At 72.0% G+C, this 19210-nt stretch carries 14 protein-coding genes; 3 read left to right on the top strand and 11 right to left on the bottom strand.

Translation table 11 applies throughout. From position 1 onward, the window contains the following. Nucleotides 1–363: 363 nt before the first annotated feature. The 6 genes from tyrS to IEW07_RS02155 form a co-directional block, all read right to left on the bottom strand. A complete protein-coding gene (gene tyrS / locus IEW07_RS02180; RefSeq protein ID WP_188534161.1) occupies nucleotides 364–1674 on the bottom strand; it encodes a tyrosine--tRNA ligase in 1311 nt (436 codons plus the stop codon). A 67-nt stretch (nucleotides 1675–1741) separates the two neighbouring features. Continuing rightward, nucleotides 1742–4000, bottom strand: coding sequence for a HelD family protein (locus tag IEW07_RS02175; protein ID WP_188534160.1), 2259 nt, complete (start codon nucleotides 3998–4000; stop codon nucleotides 1742–1744). A gap of 143 nt (nucleotides 4001–4143) precedes the next feature. Next, nucleotides 4144–4680 carry an adenine phosphoribosyltransferase gene (locus IEW07_RS02170; protein ID WP_229741493.1) on the bottom strand — a complete coding sequence of 179 codons (537 nt, stop codon included), beginning with the start codon at nucleotides 4678–4680 and terminating at the stop codon, nucleotides 4144–4146. A gap of 27 nt (nucleotides 4681–4707) precedes the next feature. Then, the gene (locus tag IEW07_RS02165) at nucleotides 4708–5388 is read right to left on the bottom strand and encodes a DNA-3-methyladenine glycosylase (protein ID WP_188534159.1); all 681 of its coding nucleotides are present in this window, start codon (nucleotides 5386–5388) and stop codon (nucleotides 4708–4710) included. After that, on the bottom strand, nucleotides 5385–6833 hold the full coding sequence (gene argH / locus IEW07_RS02160) for an argininosuccinate lyase (protein ID WP_188534158.1): 1449 nt from the start codon (nucleotides 6831–6833) through the stop codon (nucleotides 5385–5387). Before argH ends, IEW07_RS02165 begins: the two co-directional genes overlap by 4 nt. Before the next feature lie 108 nt (nucleotides 6834–6941). Beyond that, nucleotides 6942–8153, bottom strand: coding sequence for an argininosuccinate synthase (locus IEW07_RS02155; protein ID WP_188534157.1), 1212 nt, complete (start codon nucleotides 8151–8153; stop codon nucleotides 6942–6944). 295 nt (nucleotides 8154–8448) lie between these two features. Between IEW07_RS02155 and IEW07_RS02150 the strand changes: the two genes are divergently transcribed. Then, nucleotides 8449–10122, top strand: a complete 1674-nt coding sequence (locus IEW07_RS02150) for a catalase (RefSeq protein ID WP_188534156.1) — start codon at nucleotides 8449–8451, stop codon at nucleotides 10120–10122. A gap of 205 nt (nucleotides 10123–10327) precedes the next feature. On the opposite strand, the gene IEW07_RS02145 is transcribed toward IEW07_RS02150, so the two are convergent. From IEW07_RS02145 to IEW07_RS02130, 4 genes are all read right to left on the bottom strand, one after another. After that, the gene (locus tag IEW07_RS02145; protein ID WP_308738207.1) at nucleotides 10328–11815 is read right to left on the bottom strand and encodes an amino acid permease; all 1488 of its coding nucleotides are present in this window, start codon (nucleotides 11813–11815) and stop codon (nucleotides 10328–10330) included. A 116-nt stretch (nucleotides 11816–11931) separates the two neighbouring features. Next, on the bottom strand, nucleotides 11932–13218 hold the full coding sequence (locus IEW07_RS02140) for a Glu/Leu/Phe/Val family dehydrogenase (protein WP_188534155.1): 1287 nt from the start codon (nucleotides 13216–13218) through the stop codon (nucleotides 11932–11934). 166 nt (nucleotides 13219–13384) lie between these two features. Further along, the gene (locus tag IEW07_RS02135) at nucleotides 13385–15091 is read right to left on the bottom strand and encodes a thiamine pyrophosphate-binding protein (protein ID WP_188534154.1); all 1707 of its coding nucleotides are present in this window, start codon (nucleotides 15089–15091) and stop codon (nucleotides 13385–13387) included. Nucleotides 15092–15143: 52 nt separating this feature from the next. Beyond that, nucleotides 15144–16268, bottom strand: coding sequence for a histidinol-phosphate transaminase (locus IEW07_RS02130; protein ID WP_188534153.1), 1125 nt, complete (start codon nucleotides 16266–16268; stop codon nucleotides 15144–15146). Nucleotides 16269–16445: 177 nt separating this feature from the next. Here IEW07_RS02130 and IEW07_RS02125 point away from each other — a divergent pair, with 177 nt between their 5' ends. After that, complete coding sequence (locus IEW07_RS02125; protein ID WP_188534152.1) at nucleotides 16446–16928, top strand: Lrp/AsnC family transcriptional regulator; 483 nt, start codon at nucleotides 16446–16448, stop codon at nucleotides 16926–16928. A gap of 103 nt (nucleotides 16929–17031) precedes the next feature. On the opposite strand, the gene IEW07_RS02120 is transcribed toward IEW07_RS02125, so the two are convergent. After that, nucleotides 17032–18552 (bottom strand): long-chain-fatty-acid--CoA ligase, encoded by a 1521-nt coding sequence (locus IEW07_RS02120; protein WP_188534151.1) that lies wholly within the window; start codon nucleotides 18550–18552, stop codon nucleotides 17032–17034. A gap of 209 nt (nucleotides 18553–18761) precedes the next feature. On the opposite strand from IEW07_RS02120, the gene IEW07_RS02115 reads away from it, so the two are divergent. Further along, nucleotides 18762–19196: an ankyrin repeat domain-containing protein gene (locus tag IEW07_RS02115; RefSeq protein ID WP_229741492.1), complete on the top strand. Its 435-nt coding sequence runs from the start codon at nucleotides 18762–18764 to the stop codon at nucleotides 19194–19196. The last annotated feature ends 14 nt before the right edge of the window (nucleotides 19197–19210 follow it).

The following is a 19210-nucleotide window of genomic DNA, read 5'->3' as shown; positions in this document are numbered from 1 at the left end:
ACATGGCACACTATTGAGTTCTCAAACAACAGACCGGCAACCGGCACCCACGCACCAGAAACCGTGTTGAAATTCTTGTCAGCTGCTCCTCGACCCGGGAATTTCGTTCCCCATCTTGGACAGCTCGATCATCCTACGCAGCCCGTCCTCGGCGTGTCAACTTGACGTTGCCCCGGGATCGGACCGACCGGATGGTCGCTCCCGCATGAACTAGGCACGGCGGAACGCCGTGCTGATCTTTGCGGGGTCGCCGTCCGCGGGCCTCGCGGGCCCTGCCTGACGACTCGTGAAACATTACACCCCCCTCCTGGAGCCCGCAAATGCGGATCCGGGAGGGGGGTGCGGGGCTGGATGCCCGGCGGATCATCCGCCGACGACCACCGCCGCGAGGTGCTTCTTGCCCCGGCGCAGCAGGGCGTAGCGGCCGTGGAGGAGCTGGCCGGCGTCGAGCTCGGCGTCCTCACCGGCGACCTTCTGGTTGTTCAGGTAGGCGCCGCCCTCCTTGAGGGTGCGCCGGGCGGCGGACCGGGACTCGGCCAGACCGGTGGCGACCAGCAGGTCGGCGACCTGGTGGGTGCCGGTCCCGACGCGGGCGGTGGGCAGCTCGGCCGCGACGGCGTCGAGGGTGCCGGCGTCCAGGTCGGTCAGCTCGCCTCGCCCGAAGACCGCGGCGGAGGCGGCGATGGCCTTCTCGGTGGCCTCGACCCCGTGCACCAGGGAGTTGACCTCGTGGGCCAGGACCTTCTGGGCCTCCCGCTTGTACGGCTCCTCCGCGGTGCGGCGGGCCAACTCCTCGATCTCCTCGCGGGTGAGGAAGGTGAAGACCTTGAGCCGGTCGACGACGTCGGCGTCGGCGGTGTTGAGCCAGAACTGGTAGAAGGCGTACGGCGAGGTGAGCTCCGGGTCCAGCCACACGGCGTTGCCCTCGGACTTGCCGAACTTGGTGCCGTCGGAGTTGGTGATCAGCGGGGTGCCGATCGCGTGGACGGAGGCGCCCTCGACCTTGCGGACCAGGTCCGTGCCCGAGGTGAGGTTGCCCCACTGGTCGGAGCCGCCGGTCTGCAGCGTGCAGCCGTGGTCGCGGTAGAGGTTGAGGTAGTCCAGGCCCTGGAGGATCTGGTAGCTGAACTCCGTGTAGGAGATGCCCTCCTCGGAGTTCAGGCGCTTGGCCACGATCTCCTTCTTGATCATCGTGCCCACCCGGAAGTGCTTGCCGATGTCGCGCAGGAAGTCGATCGCGGAGAGCTGGGACGTCCAGTCCAGGTTGTTGACCATGACGGCCGGGTTCTCGCCCTCGAAGGAGAGGAACCGCTCGACCTGGGCCCGCAGCAGCTCGACCCACTGCGCGACGGTCTCCTTGGAGTTGAGCACGCGCTCGGAGGTCTGGCGGGGATCGCCGATCAGTCCGGTGGACCCGCCCACCAGACCGATGGGGCGGTGGCCGGCCAGCTGGAGGCGGCGCATCAGCAGCAGCTGGACGAGGTGGCCCAGGTGCAGGGACGCCGCGGTGGGATCGAACCCGCAGTAATAGGTGACCTTCTCCTCCGACAGCGCCCGCTCCAGGGCGGCCTCGTCGGTCGACACGTGCACCAGCCCCCGCCACTGCAGTTCCTGCCAGACGTTGGCGAAGGAGGGGTCGTTGTGCTGTTGGGTCAGATCAGTCGTGTTCGGCACGACCTCCAAGGTACCAGGGCGCGGACGGTGCCACCGTCCGCGCCCCGGGGCGGCGGGAGTTCCCGCCTCAGAACCGGTCGAGGCCGGCGGGCAGCTGCCGCGCCGCGACGACGCGCAGCCGCTGGGTGGGACGGGTCATGGCCACGTAGAGGTTGCCGACCCCGCCGCCGGTCTCCTCCACCAGCGCCTGCGGCTCCACGACGACCACGGAGTCGAACTCGAGGCCCTTCGCGTCCCAGGCCGAGAGCACCACGACCTGTCGGTCGAGCCGGCGCACGCCCGCGCCCACCTTCCCGGGCAGCGCCCGGGCGAGGGCGGTGCCCACCTCCTGGACCCGGTCCTCGGCCACGATGACCGCCACGAGCCCGCCGTTGACGACCTCGAGCTCGGCGCGGACCTGCTCGACGGCCGTCCCGACCACACCGGCGTCGTCGACCCTGACGACGATCGGCGGCTCGCCGTCGCGCACCGCCCGCGGGGCGGAGATGGCCAGCCCTGCGGCCCGGGCCACCTCCACCGCCGCCTCGGCGATGGCCGCGGGGGTGCGGTAGTTGACGGTCAGCTCGTCGAGGACGAACCGCTCCCCCACGAACGGCGCCAGCGCGTCCCCCCAGCTGAGGGCGGCCGTGGCGGAGCCGGCCTGGGCGATGTCCCCGACCACGGTGAAGGACTTCATGGGGCACCGGCGCATGAGCACGCGCCACTGCATGGGCGAGAGCTCCTGCGCCTCGTCGACCACGACGTGCCCGTAGGCCCACGTGCGGTCGGCGGTCGCAGCCTCGGCCGCCGTCATCCGGTGCGGGGCCACGGCGTTGAAGTCCGTGAGCTGGGCGGCGGTCACGACGCCGTCGACGCCGACGTCCTCCAGGCTCTGGTGCATGTTCTCGATGGCGTGCTCGGCGTTGTCCAGGGACTTGCGGCGCTCCCGGTCCGCGTCGGCGCGCACCCGCACGCCGGCCTCGTCGAGGTCGCCGAGCAGCTCGGCGGCCTCGTCCAGCAGGGGCACGTCGGCCACGGTGAAGGGGGCGTCCGCCGGTCGCAGCAGCGCGTCGACCTGCGCGGGGCTCAGGTGCGGGGCGGCGGACTCCAGGTAGTGCCGCTTGCTGAACAGCTGCGCGATCAGGGTCTGCGGCGACAGCGGCATCCAGGCGAGGTTGAGGGCGACCCGCACGTCGCGGGCCTGCCGGATGTCCTCGGCGAGGTAGGAGCGGTCCATGACGTTGCCGCTGGTGGTGTTGAGGTGCTCCCCCAGCTGCTCGGTGAGCTCCCGCAGGGCGATCTTCACGAAGGTGTTGCGGGCCTCGTTGTGCGGCTTGCCGGTGGCGCGCGCCTTGTCCCGGGCCCGCTTGACGATCCGGCGGGTCAGCGTGACGCGGTGGGAGTCCACGCGCAGCACCTGGTCCCGGTCCGGCAGCTTCTGCCGGTCCTTGACGGCCTTGGCCACGACGTCGACCATGTCGAGGCCGGACTTCAGGCGGGCCACCTGCGCGTCGCGCTCGGGCGCGGCGACGACCCCCGGGAACAGCTCGGCGAGCGAGGACATGACGACGCCCGTCTCCCCGAGCGCGGGCAGCACGCGCTCGATGTACCACATGAACGACGACGACGGGCCGACGATGAGCACTCCCGCCTTGCGCAGCCGCTCCCGGTGCTCGTAGAGCAGGTACGCGGCACGGTGCAGCGCCACCGCGGTCTTGCCGGTGCCGGGACCGCCCTGCACCACCCGCACGCCCGGGAGGGGCGCGCGGATGATCCGGTCCTGCTCGGCCTGGATGGTCGCCACGATGTCGGACATGCGCCCGGTGCGCTTCTGGTTCAGCGCCGCCAGCAGCGCTCCCTCGCCGTGCAGGACGCCGTCCTCGGCGAGCATGTCCGGGTCGAGCACGTCGTCCTCGAGCGCGGTGACCTCGCGGCCCTCGAGGATGAGGTGGCGGCGCCGGCGGATGCCCATCGGGTTCTGCGCGGTGGCCTGGTAGAACGCGCCGGCCTCGCGGGCGCGCCAGTCGACCATCAGCCGCTGGTGGTCCTCGGTGGCCAGCCCGATCCGCCCCACGTACCGGCGGTCGCCGTCATGGGTGTCCAGCCGGCCGAAGACCAGGCGGTGGTCCACGGCGTTGAGCTGGGCGAGCCGGTCCTCGTAGTGGGAGGCGAACGCGTCCCGCTCGGAGCGGCTCTGGTGGCTGCCCGCGGACTCGCTGCGCTGCACGGCCGCCAGCTCCTCGGTCTTCTCGGCCCGCAGCTCGTCGAGCCGGTCGTACAGCTTGGCCACGTACGCGCGCTCGACAGCCAGTTGCTCGGCCGCCATGGTGGCGACGGTTTCTGCCATGGATGGACACCTCGTTCCGGATCGAACAGACCAACGAGTCTACCGGCCCCGGCTCGACGGACGGTGACGTTACCGCGCGGTCCGTAACAGGGGGGCCGGGAAGGTCACGGGGGGGGGGATTCACAGGGGGTGGGTCGGTCGCCTCAGACCCGGTACAGGGCGCGCACGCGGTGCCCGCCGAGCTGGGACCGCCCGCGCAGCTCGGTGAGCTCCATGACGAGGCCGAAGCCGGCCACGTGCAGGCCCGCCTGGTGCAGCAGCTTGGCGGTGGCGCCCAGGGTGCCGCCGGTGGCCAGGATGTCGTCCAGGACGAGCACCCGCGCCCCGCGCGGGACGTCGTCGGTGTGGATCTCCAGCACGGCCGAGCCGTACTCCAGGACGTACTCCTCGCGGAAGGTCTCGCGCGGCAGCTTCCCGGCCTTGCGCACGGGGATCAGCCCCACGCCCGAGGCGTAGGCCACGGCGCCGGCCATGAGGAAGCCGCGGGCCTCGATGCCCGCCACGTAGTCGAACTGGCCCCTGAAGGCGTCGACCAGGATGTCGGTCATGCGCCGGAAGCCGTCGGCGTCCGCGAACAGCGGCGTCAGGTCGCGGAAGAGGACCCCCGGCTCCGGGTAGTCGGGGATCTTCACGCACAGGCGCTCGATCATCTGCTCAACGGATTCAGTCACGCTGGACATGCTATCGGCCTGCCCCCGGCGAGAAGTTCACCGGCGGCGCGGGGCGGCGGCGCGGTACGGGGAGACGGAGGGCTCGCCGGGGATCCACCACCGCCACGGGAAGGCGTCCGTCCCTCCCGCCCCGGACACCCCCGTGCGCGGACCGGAGGCGGTCCGGGGCCGGGCGTCCTCCGGGGGCGGGACGAGGAAGAAGCCGTCCCCCGCCGGGTCCTCCCCCGCGGCGAGCGGGGCCCCGTCGTGGCCCAGCCCGGTGCCCAGTGCCTTGGCCAGGTTGCCGGGGCCCCGCGCCAGCGCGGCGTCCGGCACGGGGGTGGCGCGCCCGACCGCGCGGCGGGCACGGGCGAGCTCGATCCCCTCGACGACCTCCCCGGCGCGGACCAGGACGCCGCCGGCGTGGCCCTCGGGCCGGCACACGAGGTTCACGGCGTGGTGCATGCCGTACGTGAAGTACACGTAGACGTGGCCGGGCGGGCCGAACATGGACGCGTTTCGGGCGGTGCGGCCCCGGTACGTGTGGGCGCCGGGGTCCGGCAGGTCGGAGCCGGCCGGCCCGCCGTACGCCTCGAGCTCCGTGATCCGCAGCGTCACGACGCCCTCGGCGGTGCGGTGGCCGAACAGCCCGCCGAGCAGCCGCGGCGCGGCCTGGGGCGCGGGCAGGGACAGCACCGCGAGCAGCCGCCGGCCCGCGCCGGGGTCGGTCAGGCTCATCCCGCCACGATCGGCGCGCGCCGCGAGAACTCCTCGACCTCGCCGAGCTGCCGCTCGAGCTCCGTGATCTGGGCCGCCACCGCCGACGGCGCGGTGCCGCCCTGGGCGCTGCGGGAGGCCAGCGAGCCCTCGACGGTGAGCACCTCGCGCACGCCGGGGGTGAGCCGGTCGGAGATCGCGGCGAAGTCCTCGTCGGAGAGGTCCCACAGCTCGATCCCGCGCTGCTCGCACACCCGCACGGCGTCGCCGGCGATCTCGTGGGCGTCCCGGAAGGGCACGCCCTGGCGCACGAGCCACTCGGCGACGTCCGTGGCGAGGGCGAAGCCCTGCGGGGCGAGCTCGGCCATGCGCTCGGTGTTGAACGTCAGCGTCGCGATCATCCCGGCCACGGCGGGCAGCAGCACCTCGAGCTGGTCGATGGCGTCGAAGACGGGCTCCTTGTCCTCCTGGAGGTCCCGGTTGTACGCCAGCGGCAGGCCCTTGAGAGTGGCCAGCAGCCCGGTGAGGTCGCCGATGAGCCGGCCGGCCTTGCCGCGGGCGAGCTCCGCGATGTCGGGGTTCTTCTTCTGCGGCATGATCGAGGACCCGGTGGAGAAGGCGTCGTCGAGGGTGACGAACGAGAACTCCTTGGTGGCCCACGTGGTGATCTCCTCGGAGATCCGGGACATGTCCACGGCGATCATCGCGGTGACCCACGAGAACTCGGCGTAGACGTCGCGGGAGGCCGTGCCGTCGATGGAGTTGTGCACGGCGGAGTCGAAGCCCAGCTCCGCGGCGACCGCGGCGGGGTCCAGCCCCAGGGAGGACCCGGCGAGCGCGCCGGAGCCGTAGGGCGAGACCGCCGCGCGGGCGTCCCAGTCGACGAGGCGCTGGACGTCCCGCAGCATCGCCCACGCGTGGGCGAGCAGGTGGTGGGACAGCAGCACCGGCTGGGCGTGCTGGAGGTGCGTGCGCCCGGGCATGGGGGCCTCGGGGTGGGCCTTCGCCTGGTCGAGCAGGGCCTGCAAGACGTCGAGCACGTTGCGGGCGATGATCCCGGCGTGGTCGCGCAGGTACATCCGGCCGAGGGTGGCGATCTGATCGTTGCGGGAGCGCCCGGCGCGCAGCTTGCCGCCGAGCTCGGGCCCGGCCCGCTCGATGAGGCCCTTCTCGAGGGAGCCGTGGACGTCCTCGTCGGAGGGGGCCGGCGCGTAGGCGCCGGAGCGGACGTCCGCCTCGAGGCGGTCGAGGGCCGCGATCATGCCCTCGAGCTCGTCGTCGGTGAGCAGCCCGGCGGTGCGCAGCACGCGGGCGTGGGCGCGGGAGCCCGCGATGTCATAGGGGGCCAGGCGCCAGTCGAAGTGCGTCGATCTGCTCAGCGCCGCGAGGGCGTCGGCGGGCCCGCCCGCGAAGCGTCCGCCCCAGAGCGCGCCCTCGTTGGTTCCGTGCTTGTCCTGCTGCGCCATGTCTCTCCTTGTTCGGTCTGCCGGGCGTGGACGGAGGGCCCCACCGCCGGGATGGGGCCCTCCGTCGTCGTGCCCGTTCCTGCTGGGACGAGCCTACGTGCTCGCGGTCTACTGGCCCTGGGCCGCGATCCGCTGGTCGCGGGAGGCTGCGACCTTCGAGGACATGCCGAACAGCTCGATGAACCCGCGGGCCTGGGACTGGTCGAAGGCGTCGCCCTCGTCGTAGGTCGCCAGGTTGAAGTCGTACAGCGAGGTGTCCGAGCGGCGGCCGGTGACGGTCGCCAGGCCGGCGTGCAGGGTCATGCGGATCTCGCCGTCGACGTACTTCTGGGTGTCCTGGATGAAGGCGTCCAGGGAGTTCTTCAGCGGGGAGAACCACTGGCCGTCGTAGACCAGCTCGGTCCAGCGCTGGGTGGCCATCCGCTTGAAGCGGGCCTGCTCGCGCTCGATGGTGACGTTCTCGAGCTCCTTGTGGGCGGCGATCAGGGCCATGGCGCCCGGCGCCTCGTACACCTCGCGGGACTTGATGCCCACGAGCCGGTCCTCCACGATGTCGATCCGGCCCACGCCCTGGGCGCCGGCGCGGCGGTTCATCTCCTGGATGGCCTGCAGCGGGGTGACGGGGTGGCCGTCGATGGCCACGGGGATGCCGCCCTTGAAGGCGATGACGACCTCGTCGGCGGGCGGGGGGAACGTGGGGTCGTCCGTGTAGTCGTAGACGTCCTTGGTCGGGGCGTTCCAGATGTCCTCGAGGAACCCGGTCTCGACGGCGCGGCCCCACACGTTCTGGTCGATCGAGAAGGGGTTCTTCTTGGTGGTGACGATCGGCAGGTTGTGCTTCTCGGCGTAGTTGATGGCCTTGTCGCGGGTCAGCGCGAGGTCGCGGACCGGGGCGATGCACTTGAGCTCGGGGCCGAGGGTCTGGATGCCGACCTCGAAGCGGACCTGGTCGTTGCCCTTGCCGGTGCAGCCGTGGGCCACGGTGGAGGCGCCGAACCGCTTGGCGGCGGCCACGAGGTGCTTGACGATCACCGGACGGGACAGCGCGGAGACCACCGGGTACGCGTCCATGTACAGGGCGTTGGCCTGGAGGGCCGGCATGCAGTACTCGGCCGCGAACTCGTCGCGGGCGTCGGCCACGTAGGCCTCGACGGCGCCGCAGTCGAGGGCACGCTGGCGGATGGTCTCCAGGTCCTCGCCGCCCTGTCCGACGTCGACGGCCACGGCGATGACCTCGGCCCCGGTCGCCTCGCCGATCCAGCCGATGGCCACGGAGGTGTCGAGACCTCCGGAGTAGGCCAGCACAACGCGCTCGGTCACGGTGTTCTCCTTCAGTAGTGGTCAGTGCTGCTCGGGATCGCGGGCACCGTGGACGGACCCCGCTTCTGTGCATGACTATACACGGCGCGTTGTATTTATGCATGGGGTGGGAGCCTCGCCCGCCATTGCGGAGAGCGGAGACGATTCCGCGGCTCAATTATGAATCACTAGCAATAGCCCGCTGCTTCCGACATACTGGCCCCTGGGTGCGGTCTTTGCAGTCGACCTCACCCAGGACGGCCGGGCTCGGGCCCCGGCCGGTCCTCCCACCCGCTCCCGACCCGAGAGGAACCCCATGACGCACGTTCCCAGCCAGACCCTGACCACCCGTCAGGGCCACCCCGTCCACGACAACCAGAACACCCGCACCATCGGCTCCCGCGGCCCGGCGACCCTGGAGAACTACGCGTTCCTCGAGAAGATGAGCCACTTCGACCGCGAGCGCATCCCCGAGCGCGTGGTCCACGCCCGCGGCACCACCGCGTTCGGCTACTTCGAGGCCTACGGCGCGTACGGCGACGAGCCCATCGCGAAGTTCACCCGCGCCAAGCTGTTCCAGGAGGCCGGCAAGCGCACCGACGTCGCCGTGCGCTTCTCCACCGTGGCCGGCGGCCGCGACTCCTCCGAGGTCGCCCGCGACCCCCGCGGCTTCGCCGTGAAGTTCTACACGGAGGACGGCAACTGGGACCTGGTGGGCAACAACCTGGGCGTCTTCTTCATCCGCGACGCCATCAAGTTCCCGGACTTCATCCACTCCCAGAAGCCGGACCCCGTGAACTTCGAGGCCGGCGTCGCCAACCGCGCCTTCGACTTCTGGAGCCAGTCGCCCGAGGCGATGCACATGATCACGATCCTGTTCTCCCCGCGCGGCATCCCGGCGGACTACCGCCACCAGCAGGGCTTCGGCGTGAACACCTACAAGTGGGTCAACGCGCAGGGCGAGCCCGTGCTCGTGAAGTACCACTGGATCCCGAAGCAGGGCGTCAAGTCCCTGACCTCCGAGGACGCCGCGAACATTCAGGCGAGCACCCTGGGATCGCACACCAAGGACCTCTACGACGCCATCGAGGCCGGCGACTACCCCGAGTGGGAGCTGCAGGTCCAGGTCATGGAGGACCACGACCACCCCGAGCTGGACTTCGACCCGCTGGACGACACCAAGGTGTGGCCGGAGGAGCTCTTCCCGCCGAAGCCGGTGGGCCGGATGGTGCTCAACCGCAACCCGGAGAACTTCTTCGCGGAGAACGAGCAGATCGCCTTCGGCACCGGCGTGCTGGTGGACGGCCTGGACTTCTCCGACGACAAGATGCTCGTGGGCCGCACCTTCTCCTACTCGGACACCCAGCGGTACCGCGTGGGCCCGAACTACCTGCAGCTTCCGGTCAACTCGCCGAAGGCCAAGGTCGCCACCAACCAGCGCGACGGCCAGATGGCCTACCACGTGGACCACGCGCCGGGCCAGAACCCGCACGTGAACTACGAGCCGTCCATCACCGGCGGCGTCCAGGAGACGCCGAAGGACGAGAGCTACCACGCGGCCGTGGGCCCTGAGATCTCCGGGCGCCTGACCCAGGAGCGGATCGAGCGGACCAACGACTACAAGCAGGCCGGCGAGCGCTACCAGCTGCAGGAGGACTGGGAGAAGGAGGAGCTGATCGCCAACCTGGTCGGCGCCCTGTCCCAGTGCGACCGCCCCATCCAGGAGCGCATGGTCTGGCACTTCTACATGATCGAGGACGAGATGGGCCGGCGCGTGGGCGACGGCATCGGCGTCTCCCTCGAGGACGTGCGCGACCTGGGCCCGCTGCCCACCCAGCGCCTCTCCGAGGACGAGCTGCAGCGCGTGGCCAACCTCGGCAACAACGGCCCGCGCGACGTCGAGGGTCTGACCATGACCCACTGCGTCCCCACCGAGCGCGTCGTCGTCGAGCGCGAGCCGCAGCAGAGCCCCGCGATGATGTCGAACTGACCCCGACCGGGGAGGCGCGCCCGCGGGCGCTCCTCCCCGCGGGGTCCCCACGGGGTCGTGACGCGGTCATGACCCCGTGACGGACCTCCGGACGTGGCACCAGGAAGGGGCCGGCGGCAGCAGCCGCCGGCCCCTTCCCCTGTCGTGGTCCGGTCCCGGTGCGGCGGTCAGCCCCCGGGGCGGGGGCGCGATCCGCTGGGAGAAGTCAGCCCAGCGACTCCGCGGCCGGGCTGGTGCGGGGGCTCAGCACCTTGCACAGTACGGCGATGGCGGCCACGAGTCCGGCGGTCAGGCCCAGCTGGGAGCGGACCACCGGGTCGGAGAGGCCGAGCAGGAAGATCACCCCGATCAGGGCCAGGGCCAGGTAGGACAGGTACGGGAAGGCCCACATCCGGAAGGGCAGCTCCTGGCCCGCGCGGTCGGCGCGGCGGCGCAGGATGATCTGCGAGATCAGGGACAGCGTCCACACCACCAGCACGGTGGAGCCGATGGTGTTGAGCAGGAACCCGAGCAGCGCTTCGGGCCACAGGTAGTTCAGGCCCACGGTCACGAAGCCGAAGAGCACCGAGGCCAGGACCGCGGCACGCGGCACGCCCTGGGCGCTCAGCCGCGAGAACCGTCGCGGTGCGGAGCCGCGGGAGGAGAGGGACTGGAGCATGCGGGAGGCGCCGTAGAGATTGGCGTTCAGCGCCGAGAGCAGGGCCACGGCGATGACGACGGCCATGACCGCCTGGGCGCCCGGCAGTCCGACCTCGGTGAGCACGGCCACGAACGGGCTGGAGGACAGCCCCTGGTCGTTCCACGGCAGGATCAGCACCATCAGGGTCACCGAGCCCACGTAGAAGACGAGCAGACGGACCACGATGGTCCGGATCGCCCGGATGATGTTGCGCTGCGGGTCCTGGGTCTCGGCGGCGGCCACGGTCACGAGCTCGGTGCCGCCGAAGGCGAAGACCACCACCAGGAGCGCCGCAGCCACGCCGGTGACGCCGTTGGGCATGAAACCGCCGTGCCCGGTGAGGTTCCCCAGGCCCGGTGAGGCGACGGGCAGCAGGCCCAGGAGCAGGGCGGCGCCGAGGAGGAGGAAGACCACGACAGCGCCGACCTTCAGCAGCGCGAACCAGAACTCGGACTCCCCGAGGGCCTTGACGCTGATGAGGTTCAGGGCGGTGAACAGGGTCATGAAGGCCAGCGCCATGGTCCACTGGGGCACGGTCGGCCAGAGCTCGTGCAGGATCTGGGCGGCCGCGGTGGCCTCGGCGGCGATGACGATGACCAGCTGCACCCACCACAGCCAGCCCAGGGTCTGCCCCGCGGTGCGGCCCATGGCCTGCTCGGCGTAGAGGGAGAACGCCCCCCGGGCGGGCTGGGCCGCGGCCATCTCACCCATGGCGCGCATGACCAGCACGAGGATCACGCACGCGACCAGGAATGAGACCAGGACCGCGGGGCCGGCCAGGGCGATCGCGGAGCCCGTGCCGACGAACAGGCCGGTGCCGATGGCCGAGCCCAGCGCCATCATCACAAGGTGCCGAGGTCTCATGTGGGCGGCGTCTGCCGCCCCGCCGCCGGGCGAGGCCTGCCGGTGCGGCAGAGGTGCGCTCGCCGGGTCCTGCCGGAGTCCGGCGGCGCCCCCCTCGTGGTCGGCGCCGAGGCCGGGCTCTGCGGACAGGAGGTCGTGGTGGGTAGGCATGTGGCCTTCCTTTCGGGTGCACTGCGGCATCGGCCGCCAGGCGGGGTCCAGGGGTTGCGGCCGTTGCGCTGCCGCGGAGATGCCCTCGCCGGATCGGCGGGGGCTGAGGGCGGGACTCAGGGGTAGAGGCCGCGGGTGAGATGGGCCTGGGCCACGCGTTCGACGGCGGTGACCGTGGCGGCCTCGCGCAGCGTGAGACCGCGGGCCGTGGAGACCTCCAGCAGGTTCTGCCAGGCGGTGAGCATCCGTCGCTCCAGCCGCTCGTCGATCTCGGCCGCGGTCCACCAGTAGGCCTGGTTGGCCTGCACCCACTCGAAGTAGGAGACGACGACGCCGCCGGCATTGGCCAGGATGTCGGGGACGACCGTGATGCCTCGTGCGGCCAGCACCTCGTCCGCGGCGGCAGTGGTGGGCCCGTTGGCACCCTCCACGACGAGGCGGGCCCGCACGCGCGGGGCGTTGTGCTCGGTGAGCACCCCTTCCACGGCGGCCGGCACCAGCAGGTCCACGTCCAGCTCCAGCAAGCAGTCAGGGTCCATGGGCTCCGCCTGCGGCCATCCGGCGACGCTGCCCGTCCGGCGGACGTGGTCCTGCAGGCCGGGGATGTCCAAGCCGCTGGGATCGTGGACGGCGCCGTACTGATCGCTCACCGCGACGACCCGCACTCCGGCCTCGGCGAGGAAGGCTGCCGCCCCGGACCCCACCTTCCCGAAGCCCTGGACCGCAGCGCTGCTGCGGGCCGGATCCGTCCCGGCCTGGCGCAGCGCGGCCAGAGCGATGAAGACCACGCCCTTGGAGGTGGCGCTCGCCCGGCCCAGAGAGCCACCGATGTGGACGGGCTTGCCCGTGACGACCCCGGGGATCGTGTACCCGGCATTGACGGAATAGGTGTCCATCATCCAGGCCATGTTCTGCTCGTCGGTGCCGATGTCGGGAGCAGGAATGTCCTTCTCCGGGCCGATGATCGGCAGGATCTCGCTGGTGTAGCGGCGGGTGACCCGCTCCAGTTCCCGCTGCGAGTAGTTGCGGGGATCGATGGTCACACCGCCTTTGGCTCCCCCGTAGGGGACGTCGAGCAGCGCGCACTTCCAGGTCATCCACATGGCCAGTGCGCGCACCTCGTCCAGGTTCACGCCGGGGCTGAACCGGAGTCCGCCCTTGGCGGGACCGCGCGCGAAGTCGTGCTGGACACGGTAGCCGGTGAACAGCTCCGTGCGTCCGTCGTCGCGGCGCAGGGGGACGGAGACGGTGAGCTCACGACGGGCGGTGGCCAGCACCCGGTGGAGGTCCTGGTCGTAGCCCAGAGCGGTGATGGCAGAACTGAGCTGGCGTCGGGCGTTCTCCAGAGGACTGGGATCGACGGTTGCTTCCGGAGGGGACGCAATGGCTGTTCGGGGTTCCAAGGGGTTGTGCACTTTCCGTAGAGGTGTCAGCAGAGATGTCAGGAGAGATGGATGTGCGATGCCGGGTGCGGGGATCCGGGCATCGCGCCGGCACGAGTGGCACCGGCGGCGGCAGCACGCACGGTCCGGTGGCCGGCCCGCCCGGCCCGCGGAGAGGCGGGCCGGGCTACAGCTTCTTGCCGGCGGTGAGGGAGGCGGTCATGAACTCGGCGACGATCTTCTGGGAGATGGCCACGTCCAGGACGAACACGCCCTCCTGGTGGGTGGCCAGCCACTCGGTGAGCGCGCTCAGCCCGGCCAGGGTGCGGGCCTTCGCCCCGGCCGCGCCCATCGCCCGGCCGATCGCGGCGAAGTCGACCTCGTCGATGAGCATCGCGGTGGGGTCCAGGCCCTGGGAGGCGTACTGGTGCAGCTCCGCCCCGTAGGCGGAGTCGTTGAGCACCACCACCACCCCGCGCCTGGTGGCGCGGACGAACGTCTCGAGATCGGCCAGGCCCATGAGTCCGCCGCCGTCGCCGGTGACGAGCACCGTGGTGCGCTCCGGACGGGCGACGGAGACTCCGGCCGCGGAGCCGAAGCCCAGGCCGATGGACTGGAACGCGGTGCCCACCAGCACCATGGCCTGCGGATCCGGCACCGACAGGTACATCGGTGCCCAGCCGATGAAGTGCCCCCCGTCCATGACCACCGACCGCTCCTGCGGGAGGATCTCCTCCAGGGCGGCGACGACGGCGCGGGGGTTGAGCCGCCCGTCGGGGCCGAACTCGGCCGGGTCCTCCACCGGGGCCGCCGAGCGGAAGACCTCGGAGGCGACCTCGGGCGCGGCCGCCCGCCAGGTGGTGGTCGCCTCGGCGGCCGCCACCCGGGCCGTGAGCCCTTGAAGGGCCGGGGCCAGGTCGGCGCGCAGGTAGTCGGTGACGGCCGGGTGGGCCATCCGGTCGGCGGGCTCGTTGTCGATGCGGATCACCCGGGTGCCGGGGCCGAAGAGGGTCCCGTAGCGGGACTGGAAGGCGTTGAGCGAGGCCCCGGCCACCAGCACCACGTCGGCGGTGCGCGCCAGCTCCAGGCGGTGGTCGCGGGTGAAGCCCCCGGCCACCCCCAGGTCCCAGGCGGAGTCCACCACGCCCACGGCCATCACCGAGGTCATGAACAGCGCCCCCAGCCGGTCCCCGAGCTCGCGCAGCGGGGCCGCCGCCCCGGCCAGGACCACCCCGCGCCCGGCCAGGATCAGCGGGCGTTCTGCCGCGCGCAGGATCCCGGCGATCCGGTCCAGCTCCTCGGGGGCGGCCGACCAGGTGGGCTTGGCCGCCAGCGGCTCCAGTGCCACCGGCGCGGTGAGGGGGGCGGTGGCCAGATCGTAGGGGATCGCCAGCACCACCGGCTGCACGGTGCGGGCGGCGAGGTCGAAGGCCCGGTGGGTGATCGCCGCCGCGTTGGCCGAGGTCGCGACCAGGGTGGTGACCCCCACGGCGGCGGCGGCGCCGGTCTGGTCGATGTCGAAGGGTCGGGCCCCCGTGGTGGGGGCGTCCCCGACGACGAGCACGAGCGGGATGCGGGCCAGGCGGGCCTCGGCCAGGGCGGTGTACGTGTTGGTGAACCCCGCCCCGTAGGTCGTGGTCGCCGCCCCGACCTTGCCGGTGGCCCGGTGGTAGGCATCGGCCATGGCCACCGTGGCGGCCTCGTGCCGGGCGGAGGTGAAGCCGAAGCCGGCGGAGGTGAGGTGGCTGATCAGGTGGGCGTTGCCGTTGCCCATCAGCCCGAACAGGTGATCGGCGCGGGCAGCGATCACCTCCGCCACCGCCGTGGACACGGTAGCGGTGACGGTGGTCGGGGGCAGCGGTCCAGCGGTCGCTTCCGGGGCGTTCGTGGTCATGTCGGGAATCCTCTCGGCAGAGCGTGCAGGGGGCGTGCGAAGGGGGCGGTGGTCAGGCGGCGGGGAAGGCCGAACGGTCCTCCAGCACCGCCAGGACCCGGTCGTTCGTGAGCGGGTCGGCCAGGGTGATCCGCACCCCGTCCCCCGCGTAGGCGCGCACCAGCACGTCGGCGCGGTCGAAGGCCTCCACCAGGGCCGCCCGCAGCTCGTCGCCGGCGCGCAGCCACACGAAGTTCGCCTGGCTGTCGGTCGGTTCCCACCCGGAGCGCCGCAGCGCGGCGGTGACCCGGCGGCGCTCGGCGGTCACCACCGCCACACGCTCGCGCAGCTGCTCCGCGGCGTCCAGGGAGTCGATCGCGGCCTGCTGGGCGAGGGCGCTGACGCCGAAGGGGAGGGCCACCCGGCGCAGGCCCTCGGCCAGTCCCGCGTGGGCCACGGCATAGCCGACGCGCAGGCCTGCCAGCCCGTAGGCCTTGGAGAACGTGCGCAGCACGCACACGTTGCCGTGGGCGCGGAACAGCCGCAGGGCGTCGGGATCCGCGGCGTCGTCGACGTACTCGACGTAGGCCTCGTCGATCACGATCAGCACGTGCGCGGGCACCCCGGCGACGAAGCGCGCCAGGGACTCGTGGTCCACGGCCACGCCCGTGGGGTTGTTCGGGGAGCAGACCAGCACCACGCGGGTCCGGTCCGTGATCGCCGCGAGCATGGCGTCCAGGTCGTGGCCCTGGTCGGCTGCCAGCGGCACGGGCACGGCGGTGGCGCCGGTGAGGCTCACGAGGATGGGATAGGCCTCGAAGGAGCGCCAGGCGAGGACGACCTCGTCGCCGGGGCCGCACGTGGCCGCGAGGATCTGCTGGAGCACACCGACGCTGCCGGGGCCGACGGCCACCTCCTCCGTGTCCGCCCCGAGAAAGCCGGCGATCCGCTCCCGCAGCGCGGTCGCGGCCATGTCCGGATAGCGGTTCATCCGGCCGGCGGCCCGCCGGACCCCGTCCAGGACCCCGGGCAGCGGCTCGAAGTGGCTCTCGTTGGAGGCCAGGGCCGCGGTGAGGGCGCCCGAGGCCCGGCGGCCGGCCACGTAGCCGGGCAGCTGTGAGACCACCTCGCGCAGGACGGGTTCGGCGCCGTCGTGGGAACGGCCCTCCGGGCGGGCGGGTGCAGGGCTGATGGTCATGAGTGATCCTTTCTCGCTGTGCTCGGCCCCGGGTGCCGCACCGATCCACAGGAGGTCGAGGTGCCGTCATCGGGCCGTGACGCATGGGGACGATCCTGCGACCCGGCGGATGTGATGCGCAACACTTTCTTTTTCTACTGCGACAGATGCTCACTGCTGGATTGAATGCGTGCCAGAATGACCACCATGTACCGGATCGACTCTCTCGACGCACGGATCCTCCTGGCGCTGGACCGCGACCCGTCGGCGACCATCGTGGCCCTGGCCCAGACCCTCGGGGTCGCCCGCAACACCGTGCACGCGCGGCTGCGGCGCCTCGACGACGGCGAGGTGCTGGGGCCGCACAGCCGCCGGGTGGACCCCCGTGCCCTGGGCTACGACCTCACCGCGTTCGTCGAGCTGTCCATCCGCCAGGGCAACAGCGAGGAGGCGCGGGCGGCCCTGCGGAGGATCCCGGAGATCATCGAGATGTTCTCCACCACCGGCGACTCCGACCTGCGGCTGCGGGTGGTGGCCCGGGACACGACGGATCTGCACCGGATCACCAACCTCATGCTCGAGACACCGGGGGTGCTGCGGACCAGCACCTCGATCTCACTGCTCGAGGAGATGCCGCTGCGGCTCACGAGCCTGCTCCAGCGCACCGCGGAGCATCCGTGACGGCCTGGAAGAGGCACGGCGCCTGGCCCCTCCCCCGGGACCGTCCAGGAGTCCCGGGATCGATCGGGGACTGTGCCCGGGAGGTCGCCGCCGCCCGGGGCGGTCAGGAGCGGCGCTGGGCCCCGGTGAGGTCCAGGGAGCGCTTGAGGATCTTGCCCGTGGGGCCCTTGGGCAGCTCGTCGACGACCTTGTACCAGCGGGGCTGCTTGTACAGCGCGACGCGCTCGCGCACGAAGGCGTCGAGCTCGCCGAGCTTCCCGGTCGCGCCGTCCGCCGGGACGTCGCGGAAGGCGACGACGGCGGCGACCTCCTCGCCCATCTCCTCGTCGGGCACGCCGACCACCGCGGCCTCCGCGATGCCCGGGAACTGGTAGATGACCTCCTCGACCTCGCGCGGGTAGACGTTGTAGCCCCCGCGCAGGACCATGTCCTTCTTGCGGTCGACGATGTAGTAGAAGCCGTCCTCGTCGACGCGGGCGAGGTCCCCGGTGTGGAACCAGCCGTCCCGGACGGCGGCCGCGGTGGCCTCGGGATTGCGCCAGTAGCCGGCCATGACGTACTCGCCGGCGACCACCAGCTCCCCCACCTCCCCGACGGGCACCTCACGGTCCTGGTCGTCCACGACCTTCAGGCGCGCCCCGCGCACGGCGGTTCCGATGGAGCCGGGCTTGCGGGCCTGCCCCTGCTGGTTGAAGCACACCACGGGGGAGGTCTCCGAGAGCCCGTAGCCCTCGTAGATCGGCGCCCCGAAGACCTTCTCGAAGCGCTCGAGGATCTCGACCGGCAGCGCCGCGCCGCCCGAGACGCCGGCCCGCAGCCTGGGCAGGTCGACCGGCCCGTCCCCCGCCGCGTGCAGCAGCGCGATGTACATGCTGGGCACGCCGGCGAAGACCGTCACCTCGTCCCTGGCGAGGATCTCGAGCGCCCTGGCCGGGTCGAAGCGCGGCAGCAGGGTGACGGTGGCGCCCGCGCAGACGACCCCGTTGAGGGCGACCGTCTGGCCGAAGACGTGGAAGAACGGCAGGCCGCCGAACATGACGTCGCCGGGCCCGAGCGAGAACAGCTCCGCGGACAGCTGAGCGTTGCTGAGCAGGTTGTGGTGGGTCAGCACGGCGCCCTTGGGCCGGCCGGTGGTGCCGGAGGTGTAGAGCAGGACGGCGGGGTCGTCGTCGGCCTGGTCCAGCACCTCGGGCAGCGGCGGGACCTGGGCCAGGGTCTGCAGGGTGCCCGCGGCCGAGATCTCCACCACGGGGAGCTGCCGGCCCAGCCCCGCGACGGCCTCCCGCGTGGCCCCGGCCACGGCCTCCCACACGAGCACGACGGAGACCTCCGCGTCCTCGAAGTGGTAGGCGAGCTCCCGGGGGGTCAGCAGCGGGTTGAGGGGGACGACGACGCCGCCCATGCGCAGGATGCCGTAGTAGGCGATCGGCATGTGCGGCACGTTGGGCAGGATCATCGCGACCCGGTCCCCCGGGACCACTCCGGCCGAGACCAGCATCGAGGCCGCGCGCGCCGAGAGGTCGTCGAGCGCCCCGTAGCCGAGGACGGCGTCGTCCAGCACCACGGCCCGGGCGTCGGGACGGGCCGCGGCGGACGCTGTGAGCAGGGTGGCGAGGTTGGTCATGGGGGAACTCCGGATCCCCGGTGCGCGGGCACCGGCACGACGTGCTGAGCAGTGAGCTGTGTCACACGAGCGTGCCAGGGGGTTACTGCGACGTCAAGACCCGGCTACCTGGGGCCGTCAGGCGGGGCGCCCGCCCCGATACACTGCCGTTCAGGACCGGTCACCCACCGCCGGACCGACCGTCACACCGACCGAGAAGGACAGCACCCGTGAGCGAGAACCCCCAGCAGCCCCAGGACGGCGGCGCACCGCAGCTGACCGAGGAGGAGATGGCGTACGTGCTGTCCCTGTTCGACATGGCCCGCGAGGGCGACACCGAGAACCTGCTGCCGGCCCTGCGCGCAGGCGTCCCGGTGAACCTCACCAACGGCAAGGGCGACACGCTGCTCATCCTCGCCGCCTACCACCAGCACGAGGACACGGTCGCCGCCCTGCTGGAGGCCGGCGCGGACGCCGACCGGGTCAATGACAACGGGCAGACCGCCCTGATGAGCGCGGTGTTCCGCGGCCACGAGGGGATCGTGCGCCGCCTGCTGGAGGCCGGGGCGTCGCAGACGGCCGGCGCCCACTCCGCGGCCGACTTCGCGAAGGTCTTCGAGCGCGAGGACCTGGTCCCCGTCCTGGAGGAGTACGCCGCCCGCTAGTCCCCGCCGCCGGT

The organism is Kocuria dechangensis (assembly GCF_014636775.1).
In the GTDB taxonomy this organism is placed as follows: domain Bacteria; phylum Actinomycetota; class Actinomycetes; order Actinomycetales; family Micrococcaceae; genus Kocuria; species Kocuria dechangensis.
This window is presented reverse-complemented; position numbering and strand designations above follow the sequence as displayed.